This window comes from Emcibacter sp. (assembly GCF_963675455.1).
Taxonomy (GTDB): Bacteria; Pseudomonadota; Alphaproteobacteria; order Sphingomonadales; family Emcibacteraceae; genus Emcibacter.
Genome location: NZ_OY776217.1, coordinates 2,829,503 through 2,848,344 on the forward strand (window position 1 = coordinate 2,829,503; position 18,842 = coordinate 2,848,344).

Annotated in this window: 17 protein-coding genes; 3 read left to right on the top strand and 14 right to left on the bottom strand. The window is 50.9% G+C overall.

Annotation, left to right across the window (positions count from 1 at the left end; all coding sequences use genetic code 11):
• Nucleotides 1-25: 25 nt before the first annotated feature.
• The 3 genes from pssA to ACORNT_RS13110 all read right to left on the bottom strand — a co-directional run bounded on the left by pssA (nucleotide 26) and on the right by ACORNT_RS13110 (nucleotide 3,424).
• On the bottom strand, nucleotides 26-793 hold the full coding sequence (gene pssA, locus ACORNT_RS13100; RefSeq protein ID WP_321391611.1) for a CDP-diacylglycerol--serine O-phosphatidyltransferase: 768 nt from the start codon (nucleotides 791-793) through the stop codon (nucleotides 26-28).
• Complete coding sequence (locus ACORNT_RS13105; protein ID WP_321391614.1) at nucleotides 790-1,488, bottom strand: phosphatidylserine decarboxylase; 699 nt, start codon at nucleotides 1,486-1,488, stop codon at nucleotides 790-792. The genes pssA and ACORNT_RS13105 overlap by 4 nt, the downstream gene beginning before the upstream one ends.
• A 61-nt stretch (nucleotides 1,489-1,549) precedes the next feature.
• Nucleotides 1,550-3,424: an ABCB family ABC transporter ATP-binding protein/permease gene (locus ACORNT_RS13110; protein ID WP_420717572.1), complete on the bottom strand. Its 1,875-nt coding sequence runs from the start codon at nucleotides 3,422-3,424 to the stop codon at nucleotides 1,550-1,552.
• A 184-nt stretch (nucleotides 3,425-3,608) separates the two neighbouring features.
• On the opposite strand from ACORNT_RS13110, the gene ACORNT_RS13115 reads away from it, so the two are divergent.
• The gene (locus ACORNT_RS13115; RefSeq protein ID WP_321391619.1) at nucleotides 3,609-4,043 is read left to right on the top strand and encodes a hypothetical protein; all 435 of its coding nucleotides are present in this window, start codon (nucleotides 3,609-3,611) and stop codon (nucleotides 4,041-4,043) included.
• 36 nt (nucleotides 4,044-4,079) lie between these two features.
• Here ACORNT_RS13115 and ACORNT_RS13120 read toward each other — a convergent pair whose 3' ends face one another.
• Nucleotides 4,080-5,153, bottom strand: a complete 1,074-nt coding sequence (locus ACORNT_RS13120; protein WP_321391621.1) for a LysM peptidoglycan-binding domain-containing protein — start codon at nucleotides 5,151-5,153, stop codon at nucleotides 4,080-4,082.
• 216 nt (nucleotides 5,154-5,369) lie between these two features.
• Here ACORNT_RS13120 and ACORNT_RS13125 point away from each other — a divergent pair, with 216 nt between their 5' ends.
• Together ACORNT_RS13125 and ACORNT_RS13130 are read left to right on the top strand one after the other, a co-directional pair.
• The gene (locus ACORNT_RS13125; RefSeq protein WP_321391624.1) at nucleotides 5,370-5,954 is read left to right on the top strand and encodes a TIGR00730 family Rossman fold protein; all 585 of its coding nucleotides are present in this window, start codon (nucleotides 5,370-5,372) and stop codon (nucleotides 5,952-5,954) included.
• 148 nt (nucleotides 5,955-6,102) lie between these two features.
• A complete protein-coding gene (locus ACORNT_RS13130) occupies nucleotides 6,103-7,317 on the top strand; it encodes an NADP-dependent isocitrate dehydrogenase (RefSeq protein WP_321391627.1) in 1,215 nt (404 codons plus the stop codon).
• An 86-nt stretch (nucleotides 7,318-7,403) separates the two neighbouring features.
• Here ACORNT_RS13130 and ACORNT_RS13135 read toward each other — a convergent pair whose 3' ends face one another.
• From ACORNT_RS13135 to flgB, 10 genes are all read right to left on the bottom strand, one after another.
• Nucleotides 7,404-8,597 carry a cyclic nucleotide-gated ion channel gene (locus ACORNT_RS13135; RefSeq protein ID WP_321391630.1) on the bottom strand — a complete coding sequence of 398 codons (1,194 nt, stop codon included), beginning with the start codon at nucleotides 8,595-8,597 and terminating at the stop codon, nucleotides 7,404-7,406.
• Nucleotides 8,598-8,641: 44 nt separating this feature from the next.
• Nucleotides 8,642-11,296, bottom strand: coding sequence for an alanine--tRNA ligase (alaS, locus tag ACORNT_RS13140; RefSeq protein ID WP_321391633.1), 2,655 nt, complete (start codon nucleotides 11,294-11,296; stop codon nucleotides 8,642-8,644).
• A 221-nt stretch (nucleotides 11,297-11,517) separates the two neighbouring features.
• Entirely contained in the window at nucleotides 11,518-12,591 is a 1,074-nt protein-coding gene (recA, locus tag ACORNT_RS13145) for a recombinase RecA (protein WP_321391636.1), read from the bottom strand.
• A gap of 212 nt (nucleotides 12,592-12,803) precedes the next feature.
• Nucleotides 12,804-15,290 (bottom strand): response regulator, encoded by a 2,487-nt coding sequence (locus tag ACORNT_RS13150; RefSeq protein WP_321391639.1) that lies wholly within the window; start codon nucleotides 15,288-15,290, stop codon nucleotides 12,804-12,806.
• 58 nt (nucleotides 15,291-15,348) lie between these two features.
• The gene (gene flhB, locus ACORNT_RS13155; RefSeq protein WP_321391642.1) at nucleotides 15,349-16,443 is read right to left on the bottom strand and encodes a flagellar biosynthesis protein FlhB; all 1,095 of its coding nucleotides are present in this window, start codon (nucleotides 16,441-16,443) and stop codon (nucleotides 15,349-15,351) included.
• A 21-nt stretch (nucleotides 16,444-16,464) separates the two neighbouring features.
• Entirely contained in the window at nucleotides 16,465-17,223 is a 759-nt protein-coding gene (gene fliR, locus ACORNT_RS13160; RefSeq protein ID WP_321391645.1) for a flagellar biosynthetic protein FliR, read from the bottom strand.
• Entirely contained in the window at nucleotides 17,216-17,482 is a 267-nt protein-coding gene (gene fliQ, locus ACORNT_RS13165) for a flagellar biosynthesis protein FliQ (RefSeq protein WP_321391648.1), read from the bottom strand. Before fliQ ends, fliR begins: the two co-directional genes overlap by 8 nt.
• A gap of 34 nt (nucleotides 17,483-17,516) precedes the next feature.
• Complete coding sequence (gene fliE / locus ACORNT_RS13170; protein WP_321391650.1) at nucleotides 17,517-17,858, bottom strand: flagellar hook-basal body complex protein FliE; 342 nt, start codon at nucleotides 17,856-17,858, stop codon at nucleotides 17,517-17,519.
• Between the two features lie 24 nt (nucleotides 17,859-17,882).
• Nucleotides 17,883-18,290 (bottom strand): flagellar basal body rod protein FlgC, encoded by a 408-nt coding sequence (gene flgC, locus ACORNT_RS13175; protein WP_321391652.1) that lies wholly within the window; start codon nucleotides 18,288-18,290, stop codon nucleotides 17,883-17,885.
• A 14-nt stretch (nucleotides 18,291-18,304) separates the two neighbouring features.
• Nucleotides 18,305-18,721 (bottom strand): flagellar basal body rod protein FlgB, encoded by a 417-nt coding sequence (gene flgB, locus ACORNT_RS13180; protein WP_321391654.1) that lies wholly within the window; start codon nucleotides 18,719-18,721, stop codon nucleotides 18,305-18,307.
• Nucleotides 18,722-18,842: the final 121 nt, after the last annotated feature.

Below are 18,842 nucleotides of genomic sequence, written 5' to 3' on the forward strand. Positions count from 1 at the left end.
TAAAAAGGATACGTTCCAGCCGGCCTTACCGGCGCTTTTCCGTTCTGTGTCTTTTGACTGCAATCGGAATACTGGACAGATAGAGGAAGCCAATCACTGACATGGTGACCCACAGATGGGTAACCAGAAGAGAGAAGAAAATCGCGACCCCCAGGAAATAAAACATCACATAGTCGCGATTTATGGCCAGTCTCTTAAAGCTGAAGGTCGGAATACGGCTGACCGCCAGCAGGGCGATAATTCCAACATATGCTGAACAGACGACCGGATTTTTCAGAATGGCCCAGTCAGTCTCGAACGACAGTATCATAGGCCACACTGATAACGCAGCGGCCGCAGGGGAAGGAATGCCGGTGAAATAATTCTTCACCTTCTTGCCGCTGGTGGCCTCTTCGCTCAGTTCCGTGTTGAAGCGGGCCAGCCTGAGCACCATGCAGATGACATAGCCGAGCGAGATGGCCCAGCCCAGCCCCTTCACATCGTGAAGCACCCACATATACATGATAAGAGCCGGTGCGACACCAAAGGAGACGATGTCCGACAGCGAATCAAGTTCGGCACCGAATTTGCTGCTTCCTTTCAGGAGGCGGGCAATTCGGCCGTCAAGTCCGTCAAAAACACCTGCCACCAGAATAGATACAACCGCTGCCTCCCATTTGCCCAGAATGGCAAACCGTATGGCGAACATGCCGGAACACAGGGCCAGGATCGTCACCATGTTCGGCGCCAGGCTCCTGACCGGCATAATCGGAATTCTGCGCGTCGCTTTTTTCAGATCCTGCGGTTCACTCAACGAATTTCACCTTCGCGGTCTTTTTCCCGGATTTTTTCATTGCCGATAACAGTTTCCCCGGCAATGGCGCGCTGGCCGACACAGACTTGTGCGTGAACACCTTCAGGCAGATAGACGTCGACGCGGCTACCGAAACGAATCAAGCCGAATCTCTCTCCCGCCTTCATTTCGGTGCCGTCCACGGCCCAGCACAATATGCGCCTGGCCACCAGACCGGCGATCTGGACGAAGGCAATTTCCTTGCCACTGCTGGTTTCCATCAAAAGAGCGTGCCGTTCGTTTTCCTCGCTTGCCTTGTCGAGCGATGCGTTGAGGTATTTTCCAGGTGTATAGGCCTGACGAATAATTTTCCCATCCATCGGAATACGGTTTACATGCACATCAAATACATTCATGAAAATGCTGACCCGGACCCGGGGCGTTTCGCCCATTTCAAGCTCTGCCGGAGGCACCGCCTCGCCAACGGACTGCACGACACCATCAGCCGGACTGATAATCAACCCTTCTTTTACCGGTGTCACCCGTTCAGGGTCCCTGAAGAAATAGGCACACCATACAGTCAAGATAATCGCCACATTGATGAAAAATGACGGCATCTCCATGAGATACAGAAGAACGGTCGCTACCAGAAACGCGCCGACAAATTTATACCCTTCACGATGTATGGGTACAAAAACCGAAAGGATGCTGTCCATCACTAAAGACTTCCTGTTAATTAAACTTTCCCTTTAGTTGTAATCCACTAGAGGGGAATCATCAAATGCTTTCCGTCACCGGTACTTCGCTTTCCTCCAGCGCAGCCAGTTTTTCACGTACTTCCGAGGCTTCCTGCTGTTTCTGCCACATGCTGTAATAGAGCCCCTTTTGCGCCAACAGGTCGGCATGGCGCCCCCTTTCCACAATCCTGCCGGCATCCATCACCAGTATTTCGTCAGCATCAATGATGGTCGATAGCCGATGCGCAATGACAATTGTTGTGCGGTCTTTGGCTACCATCTTGAGCGCCGCCTGGATATCGCGTTCCGTATGACTGTCCAGGGCGGACGTGGCCTCATCCAGCAACAAGATAGACGGGTTTTTAAGAATCGTCCGGGCAATGGCCACCCGCTGTTTTTCGCCGCCAGAGAGTTTAAGCCCCCGTTCGCCAACCTCTGTTTCATATCCTTCCGGCAGAGCCTTGATAAATTTGTCGATCCTGGCCAGACGGGCGGCCTCTTCAACCTGTTCATCTGTCGCCTCGGGATTACCGTAGCGGATGTTATAGCGGATGGTATCGTTAAACAGGACCGTGTCTTGCGGCACCACACCTATATGTTTTCGAACAGACGACTGGCTAACCCGGCTGATATCCTGACCGTCAATTTTCACTGTCCCCCTGGCGATCTCATAAAAACGAAACAGGATTCGGGAGATCGTCGATTTTCCCGCACCGCTGGAGCCGACGATGGCCGTCATATGCCCTGCCGGCACTGTAAAAGAGACATCCTCGAGAATGCGCCGGTTTTTCGCATAGTGAAAGGAAACATGTTCAAAGGAGACTTCGCCCCCTGCAATAACCAGGTCCTGTGCGTCGGGATGGTCCTTCACCTCGGCATGCTCGGAAACGATGGCAAACATTTTTTCCATGTCGACCAGAGACTGCTTGATTTCACGATAGACGAAGCCCAGGAAATTGAGCGGCATATATATCTGGATTAACAGGGTATTGACCAGTACAAAGTCACCGATCGTCAATTGCCCGTCTACAACCCCCTTGCCCGCAAGAATAAGGACAATCACCAGCCCGAGGGAAATGATCACTCCCTGCCCGACATTCAACAAGGTCAGGGACAACTGGCTTCTCACCGACGCATTTTCATATCGTTCCAGCGCCAGGTCATACCGCCGCGCCTCATGTTCCTCGTTATTGAAATATTTAACAGTCTCGTAATTGAGGAGACTGTCGATCGCCTTGGTATTGGCCTGGGTGTCATGCCTGTTCATCTCTCGACGATATTTCAGACGCCATTCCGTCACAGCAATGGTGAAATAGATATATCCGCCGAGGCTGACAAATGTAACCAGAGCATAAAAGAACCCGAAATTAATCCAGAAGATTGCAGAAATCAGAACAAGCTCAAGCAGTGTCGGCAGAATATTGAACAGCATAAAGCGCAGGAGAAAATCAATTCCTTTGACGCCACGCTCGATGATCCGGCTCAGTCCCCCGGTTTTTCGGTCCAGATGAAAGCGCAGAGAAAGGATATGCAGATGCCGGAAAGTCTTGAGCGCCACAGTTCTGAGTGCGTGCTGGCCCACCCTGACAAAAATGGCGTCACGGAATTCCCCAAAGACGAGACTCAATACCCGTGCCGCCCCGTAGGCCAGAATAAGCCCGAGCGGAAGGACAATAGCCAGCTTTTCACTTCCTGGCACATCCCCTTCCCCGGACAGGACGTTGATGGCATCCTTCAGAAGAAAAGGCACGTAAACGCCGATCAGCTTGGCGGTAACCAGAAAAATCAGTGCCAGAACCACCCGGGTTTTAAGATCCGTTCGCCCTGTCGGCCACAAATACGGCAGAAGGCTTTTTACCGTTTGCCAGTGATTTTCGCCTTTGTCCCCGTCTTTTTTTTCCGGGTCTTCGATCATGGATCTCATTGAATGCCCTGCACTATATAAGTTTTTTTAAATATTATATGAAAACGATTTTTTATTTACTCTATTTTAAGGGGCCTGCACTAGTCTGTCATGAGAAAAGCAACCAGCTTTTAAGTGGAGTATTCAGGTGTCCGAAGCCGTATTATCACAGGCCTCGTTTGATATGGGAACAAACGTGACTAAAAACAAGAAATCGGGGGCAAGTATCTACGAGTTAGACCGCCTTCTGAAAAAACTGGCCGCAGAAGTTACCGATGAAAAACTGGAATTACCGGCAGGTTTTACATTTACCTGGCATAACATCCCCTTTGCTGGACAGATCATCAGTTTTGAAGGTAATGACGAGCTTAAGCTTGATCTTGTCGCCAACCTTGGCCATCTGACCTACAGTGCCGAAAATCTTAATCATCGCAAACAGTTGCTCAGCATTTTTCAGCCTCTTGTCTGGAAAGGCGAATTTGTCATCAACCGGCACAGCCAGATCCAGCTGATTACACAAACCAGCTTTTCCGGTGAACTCAGTGCCCGAAATATCATGACGGCTATCACCTTTACCCTTATCGACATCCAGGGCAGGATCAGGGATATTGCAGCTCAGATCAAAGGCTGACACCAACCTCCTTCCGATTTTACGTCATCGATATAGCTAGTTTTGCTGATTGTCCTGCCTGGGCAGGGCAAATTTCTGCCCGGGATATATCAGGTCGGGATCGCGGATAACTTCCCTGTTGGCGCTGAAGATCATGGTGTAATGGAAACCTGATCCATACAGCTTGCGGGCGATGTGCCACAGGCTGTTCCCCGGGTGCACGATGACTTCACCTTTTGCCCGGCCCGGGTCGATTTCCAGCAGGGGATCAAAGGGCTGTTCAATCCTCACCTCAACGTCGTCCCCATCCAGCAACTGGTCAAGTCGCAGCAGATGTTCTCCGTCTGCCAGGTTTTTCTCGAATGAGAGAGTCCAGTTCCCGTCTTCGGTTCCGGTAACTTCACCCACATAGTCGTTGTCCAGATAAATCCTGACAATAGTAAGGGGAGCGGCCATGCCGGATATCATGATCCGGCCCTGATCGTCATAATCAAGGGATTCCAGTGACAGACCCTTGGTCAGATCGCCAAGATTGAGTTTTCTCGGTTTCTGCAGAACGCGGCTTGGACCATGTCCGGCCCGCGGGCTGAGGATCGCCACCACGCCCTCTGTCTCATCATCGACGAAGCGCTGCTCATCTCTTTCGGGCACTGCGACAATAACCACATCGCTAGAATAGACATCGAAAGATCCCGGCGTCTGGGACTTCAGACTTAACTCGGTCGGACCGCTGGGAAGCGGTGAATCAAAGATCAATACCCATTCACCGTTGCGATCAGCAACCGCAGCACCGATTTCATCTTCCCAGGCATAGATATAAACGTCGCTGTTCGGTTCCGCCCGGCCGGCGATCACGCCGGTTCCGTTGCGGCTGATGCGGACAATATCGAAAGTGGGAATGATTGTTCTGACAACTTCTTCGCTTGCCGTTTCAACGGACTGTGTTTTCAGTTCTTCATTATCCAGAAGATCCGACGTAAAGAGGTCCATTCCCCCCTCGTCGGCAAAAAACATAATCCAGACCACAGCACAGACCGAGACGACAGCCAACAGCGTCAGGCTTGCTTTCAATGCCCAATCGGAACTGCTGCTATCCCTTTTCTGGGGGGGTTGTCCGAGATCTTCTGCCAAGAAACTACCAAATCACCTAAGTTCTGTTACTTCTGATATATAACGGCTGGTTCATAGTTTCCAGCGCCAATTTTATTTTATGTCGGGAAAAGAAGCCACATTTGACAGGTTGTTATAAAAATTTGTCGAAACTGTGACTGGGACTTCATATTTTTATGAAATAGAGGAGCAAAACATTCTATAGTAATTTTCGTCCACTATATTACGGATTTATTCATGGCTAACATAGAATCCATCTGCGTCTATTGCGGATCAAAAACCGGAAACAACGGCAAATTTTCCACCCTTGCCCGTAACCTGGGGCATCTTATGGCGGAACAGAATATTCGCCTTGTCTACGGCGGCGGCAGTATTGGGCTCATGGGCATTATCGCCCGAGCTGTGATGGAAAAAGGCGGCAGTGTCACCGGTGTGATCCCCGGACATCTGGAGGATCTGGAAGTCGGCGAAAAAAACCTCACCGACAAATTCGTTGTTAACAACATGCATGAACGCAAGCGGATGATGTTCGATCATTCCGATGCATTTGTCATCCTGCCCGGCAGCATCGGCACCCTGGATGAAACCATTGAAATGGTCACCTGGAAACAGTTGCAGCTGCATGACAAACCAATCATCCTTCTCAATGCCGACAATTACTGGGATCCGTTCATTAAAATGCTCAAAAACATCATCAGCGAGGGTTTCATGACGGAACATACAATGAGCCTGTTTGAAGTCATTTCCGACCTGGATGAACTTCTCCCCCTGCTGGAGAAATTGCCAGAGCCGAAAATTGACCCAAAAAATACTCTTTTTTAGCAAGATTCTTTGTGATCGGGACTTCCAAACCGCGATATCCGGTGGTATGTTGCGCCCCATCATGAGAGCAGTTCTCACCGCTTTTGAACGGAATTCCGATAACCCCGGCGACCATTCGGGTTGCCGCTGAACCGAGTAAGGGTCCAATATGGCAAAAATCAAAGTTGAAAATCCTGTCGTCGAGCTTGATGGCGATGAAATGACACGCATCATCTGGGCGTGGATCAAGGAAAAGCTGATCCATCCCTATCTTGATATCGACCTGAAATATTATGATCTGGGCATTGAAGCCCGTGATGAAACAGACGACCAGATTACCGTTGATGCAGCCAATGCCATCCGGGAAATCGGTGTTGGTGTAAAATGCGCCACGATCACTCCGGATGAACAGCGCGTTGAGGAATTCGGCCTCAAAAGAATGTATCGTTCTCCGAACGGCACCATTCGTAACATTCTCGGCGGTACCGTGTTCCGCGAGCCGATCATTTGTTCAAACGTACCGCGCCTTGTTCCCGGCTGGACCGACCCGATTGTTATCGGCCGCCATGCCTTTGGCGACCAGTACCGCGCTACCGATTTCCTGGTGCCCGGCGCCGGTAAACTGACCATCAAATTCCAGCCGGATGACGGTGGTGAACCGATTGAACATGAAGTCTTTAATTTCCCGAGCGCAGGTGTTGCCATGTCCATGTATAACCTGGACGACAGCATTCGCGATTTCGCCCGCGCCAGCATGAACTATGGTCTTAACCGCGGCTGGCCGGTTTACCTGTCCACAAAGAACACAATCCTGAAAGCCTACGACGGCCGCTTCAAGGATCTGTTCCAGGAAATTTTTGACAGTGAGTTTGCCGATAAATTTGCCAAGGCAGGCATCACCTATGAACACCGCCTGATCGACGACATGGTTGCCTGCGCCCTTAAATGGAACGGCAAATTTGTCTGGGCCTGTAAAAACTATGACGGTGACGTTCAGTCCGACACCGTTGCCCAGGGTTTCGGTTCCCTCGGCCTGATGACATCCGCGCTGATGACGCCGGACGGGAAAGTGGTTGAGGCAGAGGCTGCCCACGGGACCGTGACACGTCACTATCGCATGCACCAGCAAGGGAAGGAAACATCCACCAACCCGATCGCTTCCATCTATGCCTGGACAGGTGGCCTGAAACACCGCGCCAAACTCGACGGAAATGATGAACTGATGAAATTCGCCAGCACGCTGGAGCGGGTCTGTGTGGATACTGTGGAAAGCGGTTTCATGACCAAAGACCTGGCGCTACTCGTCGGTCCGGAACAGAACTGGCTCACCTCACGTCAGTTCTTTGACAAGATTGATGAAAACCTGCAAAAAGCAATGGCATAAGGTTTTCCGGTATTGAACATGAAAGGCCCGCCTGACGCGGGCCTTTTTTATTTCACACTGCTCTCCCCGGCTATTGCGTTCCGGAGTCAGGAAATATCGCTCTCGCATTCCGGCTGGCCATAGTCATCCGGACCGAATTTCCGATACTCTTTCTGCAGCCTTTCTTCAAGTTCCGGATAATTTGCCATCAGGTGCTGATAATCACTGACTTCCAGAACAAGCAGCTGACAGCGGGAAATTGCAACATAGTTGGCTGTAAAGTTTGTGTTTTCCACAAGTGACTTCACCCCGAAAAAGGCCCCTTCCTGCAGATTTATAATGTCACGTCCGCTGCGCCTGGCCACCTCTCCGCTGACAATCAGATACATCTTGTCCGCCTTATCCCCCGCCCGGGCGATCAGTTTGCCTTCCTGGACCACACGGGATCTCAGAAATTTTGCAATTGAGGAGATCATCGCCGCATCAAGTCCGCTGAACAGTGGCACCCGGGCAACCAGTCCCCAGCGGACGACAAAATCCTGCCGATGAATTTCATTGGAAAAGCCGGAGGCGATAATGCCGATCGGCAATGCATACATGGCCAGACCGAAAATCATGACGATGCCGCCGAAAAGTTTGCCAACGATGGTTATCGGAACCACATCGCCATATCCCACCGTCGTCAGGGTGGTCAGGGACCACCACATGGCGATCGGAATATTTCCGAATGCTTTTGGCTGAACATGCCCTTCCACATAATACATGATGGTTGCGGAAAACAGAACCAGACCGAGCATGATAATCATGGTCGCCAATAGCGCGCGGCGCTCCTCGTAAATCACCCGCGCCATGGACCCCAGGGCCGGCGAATAGCGCATCAGCTTGAATATTCGCAACAGCCTGAATATAAGGAGAAACCTGAGATCCACCCCAAAGAAGAAGAAGAACACCATTGGTGCTATGGCGACGAAATCGATCACCATCAGCGGGCTCAACAGAAACCTCGTCCGGAACCCCATCATACTGCTGTGATCATTTTCAGACAGATATTCTACACAGACCCAGAGCCTGAGGAGATATTCAATGGCAAATACAGCCAGGGAAAAAATCTCAAAAAACAGCAATTCTTCGTAATAGACCAGGCCGATACTGTAAATGGTTGCCATGGCCATGGCGGCAATGTTCAAAAGCACAAGAAGGACCATGAATATATCGAAAGCACGTCCAGCAAGAGTGCCGGTGCCGCCGACTTCCATGATTTCAAATATTCTGCGCCTGATTGTCTTGGCTTGTCTGGCCATGGTTCCCTCTGAAAAAAAGGCCGCCTGTGACAGCGGCCCTTATCTTACAAACCTGAAATGAAATTTTCTATGGCTTTTATAGCCTCATCGGCCTTGTCTCCATCGGGTCCGCCGGCCTGCGCCATATCAGGCCTTCCGCCGCCGCCTTTGCCGCCAACCGCCTCTGCGCCGACGCGCACCAGATCCACTGCGCTGACTTTGTCCTTCAGATCATCTGTCACCGCAGTCAGAACCGCCGCCTTCCCGTCATTAACCGCAACAAAAGCAACAATACCCGAACCAACCTTTTTCTTGGCTTCGTCTGCCAGGCCGCGAAGATCCTTTGCCGCAACGCCGTCCAGCACCTGTCCCAGGAATTTATGGGCGCCTACCATTTGTATGTCCTGCCCCTGTGACGTACCGCCGCCGCCCATGGCCAGCTGTTTTTTCAGCTCGGAAATTTCCTTTTCCATGGCCTTCCGATCATCCAGAAGCTTTTTCAGGCGATCCGGCAACTGTTCCGCCGTCACCTTCAGGGTTGATGTAGCGGCCTCAAGGCAATCTTCCTCAGCGGCAATATAAGCAAGCGCATCCTGTCCGGTAACTGCCTCGATCCGGCGTACACCAGAGGAAACCGCCCCTTCGGAGGTAATCTTGAACAAACCGATGTCACCGGTACGTATCACATGGGTCCCGCCACACAGTTCGACGGAAAAACGATCTTCCGGCGTTTCCTTGATGCCCATGGAAACAACCCGGACCTCGTCGCCGTATTTCTCCCCGAACAGGGCCATGGCACCGGCCTCGATGGCCTCATCCGGTGTCATCAGGCGGGTGACCACTTCCGTATTTTGCCGGACAACCCTGTTGACAGACTGCTCGACCGTCCGGATTTCTTCATGGCTCAGGGCTTTTGAATGGCTGATGTCGAAACGCAATTTATCCGGCGCCACCAGCGATCCTTTCTGGGTCACATGTTCGCCGAGGATTTCACGCAGCGCCGCATGAAGAATATGGGTGGCCGAATGATTGCCGCGAAGGCGGTTGCGGTTTTCGCCGTCAACCTTCATATCGACAATATCGCCAAGCCTGATTTCCCCTTCCAGCACCTTACAGTGATGGACATGAAGGGTATTAAGCTGTTTTGACGTATCCGTGACCTTGAGATTGGTGCCAGTGCCTGAAGTGATATGACCGATATCGCCCATCTGACCACCTGATTCACCATAGAAAGGCGTCTGGTTTGTGAGCACCGCAACAGACTGGCCCTCAACGGCCTTCTCCACTTTTTTGCCGTCGACCACGAGACCGACGACCTTGCCATCGGCTCGCTGCGACGTATAGCCGACAAACTCGGTGGCGCCATGTTCATCATAAAGTTCAAACCACAGTTCGTCCGTGGCTGCCTCGCCGGAACCTTTCCATGCGGCCCGGGCATCTGCCTTCTGCTTGGCCATGGCCTTTTTAAAGCCGGCCTCGTCTACACCGAAGCCCTTTGACCGCAGGGCATCCTGGGTCAGGTCAAGAGGGAAACCAAAGGTATCATAAAGTTTGAACGCCACGTCGCCGGCCAGTGTTCCGCCTTCCGGAAGGCTCTCCACTTCTTCATCCAAAAGCTTAATACCTCTCTCCAAGGTCTTCTTAAACCTTGTTTCTTCAAGAAGAAGAGTCTCTGTAATCAGGGCTTCTGCACGACCGAGTTCCGGAAAAGCCTGCCCCATCTGGGCCGTCAGTGCCGGAACCAGCCTGAACATAAGCGGATCCTGGCAACCGATCATATGAGCGTGTCGCATGGCCCGGCGCATAATCCGGCGCAGCACATAACCGCGCCCTTCATTTGACGGCAGAACCCCGTCTGCAATCAGGAAACAGCTGGACCGCAGGTGGTCGGCAATGACCCGGTGAGAGACATTGTGATCACCATATGGTTCGACACCGCTGGCATCAGCGGATGCCTGGATCAGATGTTTGAACAGATCGATTTCATAGTTATCATGAGTACCCTGAAGAACTGCGGCAATACGCTCCAGCCCCATACCGGTATCTATGGAGGGTTTGGGGAGATTGAGCCGGTTGCCGTCCGCCTTCTGATCGAACTGCATGAATACCAGATTCCAGATTTCGACAAACCGGTCGCCGTCTTCCTCCGGGGATCCCGGAGGGCCGCCCCAGATATGTTCGCCGTGATCATAGAAGATTTCCGAACAGGGCCCGCAGGGACCGGTGTCGCCCATTGACCAGAAATTGTCGGACGTGGCGATACGAATGATGCGTTCTTCCGGCAGGCCCGAGATCTTGCGCCAAAGGTCGAATGCCTCGTCATCTTCATGATAGACGGTGGTCGTCAGTTTGTCCGGCGACAGGCCGAATTCCTTTGTAATCAGCTCCCAGGCATAATAGATGGCCTGTTCCTTGAAATAGTCGCCAAAGGAAAAGTTTCCCAGCATTTCAAAAAAAGTATGGTGCCGTGCCGTATAACCGACATTGTCGAGGTCATTATGTTTGCCGCCGGCCCGTACGCATTTCTGGCTTGACGCCGCACGCACATAATCCCGGCTTTCCGCGCCGGTAAAGACATTTTTGAAAGGCACCATTCCCGCATTTGTGAACATCAGGGTAGGATCATTATGCGGCACCAGCGGACTGCTGGGGACAATTTCGTGGTCATTCTTCCGAAAATAATCCAGGAAAGCACTGCGGATTTCGTTGGTGCCTTTCATTTTACGCTAAACCCTTTCTCATGCGGCGGCACGAAAGTGCCTGCGCGCCACATTATTCAAATCTGTCCTTGCCATAGCCCTTCCCGGGCCATCTCTATTGGGATAGTCTTTTACCCCTTGATCACTGCGCTGTCCAGCATTGTATACTGTAGGGGAAGCAGGCGACAGCTGCCACAAAAAAGGCGCCCTGAGGGCGCCTTTAAAATGTATTTTACAAGAGGTTATTCCTCTTCAGTCTCCTTCACGGATCCTTCCTTCAGCATCACCTTGTCAAGAATACCGGCGTTATGACGGATCGCCTGCTCGATGGTATCCGCTATTTCCCTGTTTTCCTTGAGAAACCGTTTGGCATTTTCCCTGCCCTGACCGATACGCTGGCTGTCATAGGAATACCATGACCCTGATTTTTCGACGATTCCGGCCTTGACCCCGAGATCAACCAGTTCACCCATCTTGGAAATCCCCTCACCGTACATGATATCAAACTCGATCACCTTGAACGGCGGGGCCACCTTGTTCTTGACCACCTTGACCTTGGTCTGGTTGCCGACAATTTCCTCTTTATCCTTGATCGCACCGATACGGCGAATATCAAGCCGGACGGAAGCATAGAACTTCAGAGCGTTACCGCCGGTGGTCGTTTCCGGACTGCCGTACATCACGCCGATCTTCATCCTGATCTGGTTGATGAAAATCACCATACATTTTGATTTGGAAATAGATCCGGTCAGCTTGCGCAGGGCCTGGCTCATCAGACGGGCCTGCAGCCCCACATGGGAATCCCCCATTTCACCTTCCAGCTCCGCCCGCGGCGTAAGCGCCGCCACACTGTCGATCACCAGAATATCCACGGCCCCGGAACGGACCAGGGTATCGGCAATTTCAAGAGCCTGTTCCCCGGTATCAGGCTGGGAAATCAGCAGTTCCTCAATGTCCACACCGAGCTTGGACGCATATACCGGATCAAGGGCATGTTCCGCATCGACAAAGGCTGCCACACCGCCGGTCCGCTGAACTTCCGCTGCAACATGAAGGGCCAGCGTGGTTTTACCGGAACTCTCCGGGCCATAGATCTCGATGATCCGACCTTTCGGCAGACCGCCGATACCAAGCGCAATATCGAGGCCAAGAGAGCCGGTGGAAACGGCCTCAATGTCCACAGCTGTATTATTCTGCCCCAGTTTCATGACAGAACCTTTGCCAAAAGCACGTTCTATCTGTCCAAGGGCTGCTTCGAGAGCTTTCTGTTTATCCATATTGTCCTGTCCGACCAGTTTCAGCTGCGATGTTGCCATAATCCTTCTCCTCTATATTCCATAGCCCGCTCAAGGTTGCAATGAAGGATAATGTACATGTTTTGTTCTCATTGGCAAGAACTTTTTTAACATACTGTTTTTATTGGTATTTTAAATAATAATACACCTAATGTTCTCCTAAAGAGAACGCAAAACAAGGGGTATTTCACAGAGTTAAGACGGCGACCCGACAGAATCATCATAGAGGCTGGTCAACTCTCCAGCACATCCTTGACCTGTTCAGCCAGCTGTTTGAGACTGAATGGCTTGGGCAGAAAGTTGAAGTCTTCCTCCCCGAGGTTCTTGTCAAAGGCATCTTCCGCATAGCCGGATATAAAGATCACCTTGAGATCGGGATATTTTTCCTTCACTTTTTTGACCATGGTCGGGCCATCCATCTGCGGCATGACCACATCACTGATGATCAGGTCCAGCTTTCCTTCCAGTTCCTGCACCACCTTCAGGGCCTTATCGCCGCTGTTGGCCTCATAGATCTTGTATCCTTTATTCTTCAAGGCCCGTGACGCGAACATGCGAACCGCATCCTCGTCCTCGACCAGGAGAATGTTGCCCTTGCCGGTCAGGTCCTTGGCTACTTTCTGCGCGGTTTCCTGAACCACCTGTTCCTCAGCAACTTCCCGCTTGCTCTCTTTATGCATAGGGATATAGATGCTGAAGGTTGTGCCCTTGCCCAGCTCGCTGGCGGGGAAGACAAAGCCGTCGGTCTGCTTGATAATCCCATAGACCGTTGACAGGCCGAGACCTGTCCCCTTGCCCACTTCCTTGGTGCTGAAGAAAGGCTCGAAAATCTTACCCAGATGTTCCTTGGCAATGCCGGTTCCGGTATCTTCCACTTCCAGCAACACATAATCGTTGGGCGGCATAACCTTGTAGCGCTCACTGATTTTCAGGGATTCCTGATAGGGAATATTGCGGGTGCGGATCATGATCTTGCCGCCTTCCGGCATCGCGTCCCGCGCATTCACACAGAGGTTGATGATCACCTGCTCCAGCTGACCCTGGTCCACCTTGACCGGACCAAGCCCGCGGCCGTGCTTCATTTCCAGCTCGATCGTCTCCCCGATCAGGCGCCTGAGAAGGTTTGACAGTTCCGCCAGCACATCAGTAACGATAAGCACCTTGGGCCGCAGGGTTTGCTGGCGGGAAAAGGCCAGAAGCTGACGCACAAGATTGGCCGCCCGGTTCGCGTTCTGTTTGATCTGGATGATATCGGAAAATGACTGATCTCCCGGACCATGCCGCACCAGAAGCAAGTCACAGAATCCGGTGATTGCCGTCAGAAGATTATTGAAGTCATGGGCAATGCCACCCGCCAACTGCCCGACCGCCTGCATTTTCTGAGACTGGGCAAACTGGAGCTCCAGACTTTTCTGTTCCGTGGTATCGATCAGGTAAAGAATGGAAACACCGCTATGTTCGGCAAAATGCTCGAGCCGGGTGATGTAAAGCTGTCCCCGTTTTTCTTCTTTCCCCTTGAAAGCAACATCGGCGACGGTACTGGCCTCGCCGCTCTCGATCGTATGTTCAATTTTCCCGATAATATCCTGGTAATCCTCGGTCTCGAGGAAGTCCTTCAGTCTTTTGGTTTTTACCAGACCGAGCGCGGCAAGAAAGTTCCTGAAAATATTATTACGTTCCAGCACCTCCCCCTTGGCTGTCACGACGGCGATACCGATAGGAGAATCCATGAAGAAATGTTCGATATTCACGTCCGACGGCATGGCATGATCAGTCCGGTCACCGCCGGAGCGATGCAGGACATAAAGAGAAATATCTTCATCCCGGAAAGGAGTTTCAAAGTCCTCTACAGCATGAATTTCCAGTGAAATGTCATTTCCGGCAAGGGTCTTGCAGGAAACTTTTCCATTGAGATTTTTCTTTTCACTGGCTGTCATCGTCTGCAAGGGAACAGGAAGCTGCAGATCCCCCTCATCCAGATCTACGATCCAATCCCTCAGCAGATCGTTGACAAACAGTATTTCATCATCGCTGCTGACCGCCATGAAACCGGTATTGCCCAAATCCATTAAACGGCCGATACCACTCAGGTCCATTCTCCGGCTTAACGCAGTCGCCGGCTTATCCACGGTATCGCCTGCCGCCGCATTCCAGCGCACATACCCCTGCCGTTCCTGCTCGTGATAAAGATCCAGTTTCAGAACTACCGGCCGGCGTTCCTGATCCTCAACCGTGATGGTCAGGCTCTTTTTCTCTCCCGGCCCAAGTTTTTTGACAATTGTTTCCAGTTCGGCCTTTTCTTCTGCATTGACAAAGGGAAGTCTGAAAGGAGAAATCGTCTGATCGCCGGTGATAGAGTCCATAAGCTGTCGAAACCTTGAATCAGCGTAAACGACTTCCCCCACCCGGCTTGTCAGCAAATAAGCCTGATCGCTGTCTGCTCCTGACACCGAAGCGGTTCGCGCCTGAACTGGCAAAGCTGCCTGCTCCCGATGCAGAAAATAGGCCATGACAATTGCAGTTACCAAAACCGCTGAACCGGAAAGAATAATGCCTGCCGTGATATACCCCAAACTCAGACAAAAAATAAACAAGGCAAGAGCCACGAGAATGCCGATACCCGCCAGTGTCATCATAAAGGGATAATCAATTCTGTCCCCGCGATCCGAAGTGGCATAAATATAGGAACTGTCTGTTGTAATCGGGCTGAATTTGTTCATTTTTTAATTCTTTGTTTTTACGTTTCAAATCTCTGTAATATTAAGCATCATTTGTGGATTAGTTCAATGATGGACGATATGCAGGTCGCTGCCCCGCCTTGAGCTTTAGGATATATCCGATCACCTCTGCAACCGCCTTGTAATGTTCCGGCTGGATTTCTTCATCCACTTCCACTGCGGCGTGAAGCGTCCTGGCAAGTGGTGGATTTTCAAGGATCGGAATATCATGCTCTTCGGCAATCTCCCTGATTCGGAGGGCAACATTGTCCACGCCTTTTGCCACCACAACCGGAACTTCCATGACGCCCTGATTATACTTCATGGCCACGGCATAGTGGGTCGGGTTTGTCACAACCACATCCGCTTCAGGAACAGCCGCCATCATCCGCCTGCGGGACCGTTCCATCCTGATCTGTCGAAGCCTGGCTTTGACCATAGGGTCACCGTCAGTCTGTTTCATCTCGTCCTTGACTTCCTGCTTGGTCATGCGCATCTGCTTCATGAACTGGAAACGCTGGAACATATAATCCATGCCGGCAATAATGGCCATAATAGCCACAACGCCCCCCAGAACCCGCAAGACCATTACATAGATGATATGCACAACGTCCGTAATTTCGTAGGTCATCATATGTTCGAGGAGATCCCGTTCTGGCCAGACGAGAATGAACACAACTGCCGCCACAATCGTGATTTTGAGTATGGATTTGAAAATTTCGGCGAAATTCTGCATGGAAAAAATGCGTTTCAATCCTCCTAACGGAGAAATTTTATTCAGCTTTGGTTTTATTTTTTCTGCTGAAAGTATCGGTTTATGCTGGATTACAGTTCCCGTAAGAGCGCCGGCAAGCAGCAATATTATCGGTAAGACAAGAAAAACCCCCACTTTCATCAACACACCCGCCAGAAAAGACTGTAATCCCTGCCCGTCCATAGGTACTTCGTGGGAAAACTCAAATATACGCGCAAGCGAATTACTTAAACCACTCATACTTGACGCGCCGCTGATCAAGACCACAAGCGTAATAGCCAGCAGGATAAAGAAGTGCTTTACTTCCTGACTCTTGACCACCTCGCCTTTGTCCTGAGCATCCTGAAGCTTCTTGGACGTCGGTTCCTCGGTCTTTTGCGATTGATCCTGATCTTCTGCCAAAGGGACTCCTCAAACGATCCGTTACACCAGGAAAACTGAAATACTGTTTTCCATATATTGCAGGAACCATGTCATTCCCGCCCCCAGCACAATCATCAGAATGATAAATCCCACTGCGATATTGAGAGGCATGGCGATAAAAAATACCTGCAATTGCGGCATTAACCGTGCAAGTATACCAAGACCAATATTAAAAATCAGTCCATAAACAAGAAAGGGTGTTGCGATCTGCAGACCCAGCTGGAAAGCATTTGCCACCGTATCCAGCACTCTCTCGGCAAAATCATTAATCATGAGATCAAAACCAACTGGAAACAACGTATAGCTGTCGTGCATGGCCCCGATCATAAGGTGGTGCAAATCGGTCACAAAAATCAAGGTTGTTCCCATAAGGGTCAGAAAGGTACCCATCTGGGCGCTTTGCCCCCCCTGCATCGGGTCGAACGCCTGCGCCGCCGCCAGACCGGTGTTCATGGCGATTATCATACCGGCCAGATGCAACGCACTCATCAGAAGTCGTATGGAGGTACCGATCATGATACCGACGAGAGCCTCCTTGAACATAAGAACAAATAAAGGAAGCGGCTGTTCAGGCATGGACGGTATCGCTGATTTCACCACAAGGTACACCAGAAGACTGACACCAAGGGCCATGACCAGCCGTATACGGGGGGAAATTGCACTTTCCCCGAGGGCTGGCAGAATAATGAACATACTGCCAAGACGGGTAAACACCAGTAAAAAGCCGAATATTTCCTGCGGCAGATACTGGCTAAACAAGACCTATGATCCGCTCGGCAATTTGTTGCATGAAGGTACCCAGGGTTTCCCCCATGAAGGGCAGGAAAAAAAACAAAGAAAGAAAGATAGCGATAATTTTCGGCACAAATGTCAGAGTCATTTCCTGAATTTGTGTCAGCGCCTGAAACAGGGATATAAACAGGCCGACGACAAGAGCAACCATCATAACAGGCCCAGCCACCTTGATCAGGACCCAGATGGCTTCCTGTGCCAAATCAATGACGTCTGCCCCGTTCATTCAAGTAAACCTTCTTGATCGTTTGGCCGGATCGCTAGATCGGCATGCGGATAATATCCTGATAAGCGGAAATGACCTTATCGCGGACCGCTACAACTGTTTCCAGGACCATCTCGGCATTCTGAACACTGGTGACGACATCGACAAGATCCGCCTGTTTATTCAGCGCCTGAATGCCGGTCGTTTCGCTCCTGCCAACAGCTTCCGCCGTGCTGCCGAGACTTTCCTTTAAAATGGAGGAAAAGGATCCTGCACCCTCGGTTTCCACAGAACCGACCGGCGATATCTTCTCCACTTTTCCGCCCAGCCCCCCAACTCCCTGACTTTTCAGGGTATTTGCATAGGCATTTGCGGCGTCCATTGCTTTAATGTTCATTTTGGAGACTCCCTGACCTTAAATCTATCTGAGAAGATCAATAGTTCTCATGATCATATTTTTGGAAACATCGATGGCATTCAGATTGGCATCATAGGAGCGCTGCGCCTGTTTCATATCAATGGCTTCCACCAGTGAATTCACATTCGGTGTCCTGATGTATCCGTTTTCATCGGCTGCCGGGTGACCGGGTTCAAATTCAAGACCAAAGTCAGACTGATCAAACTTGACGTCATTGACCTTGACTTCCTGAACGCCGAGTTCACGGTTGAGCTCGTTGACAAAAGTGATGACCTTGCGGCGATAAGGATCTTCCCCGGGTGCATTGGCCACGGAATTAGCGTTGGCCAGGTTCTCCGAGATCACCCTCATACGAACGGTTTGCGCCTTCATCCCGGCGGCGGATATCATCATGGATTTGGAAAGATCCATATTAGTCTCCTAAGTCAGCTTTTTTTGCCAAGCGCGGTTTTAAGCAACCCGACCTGTTTCTTATACAGGTTGACGGCCATTGTATAGTCCATCTGGGTTTCTGTCATTTTAACCAGCTCGTCTTCCAGATTTACCGCATTTCCATCCGGACTTGTTGAGGTAAAACCGGCCTCGATTTCCTTGATTTCAAACAATGTGCCATTGGAGCCACCCGCGGACAAATGATCACTTTCGTCAGTCTGCAATTGCAGAGTGCCGTTGGTTGAATAGCGGTCCACATGAGCCTTGAAGCTGACTTTCTTCAGATCCTTGGGGATAAACCCCGGTGTATTGGCATTGGCAATATTCTGTGCCAGGACCTTTTGTCGTTCGTTCAGCCACGACATCTTCTTGCTGATCGAACTGAATATGGCAATCTTATTCAGGTCCATTTAATTTACCTTGTTCAATGCACCGTTTCCGGCCATTCACCTTACAGATAAAATACAATCAATGTTTAACGATACAACACTACGAGGCTATTGTGGAGAGATAAAATTAACAATCTGTTAA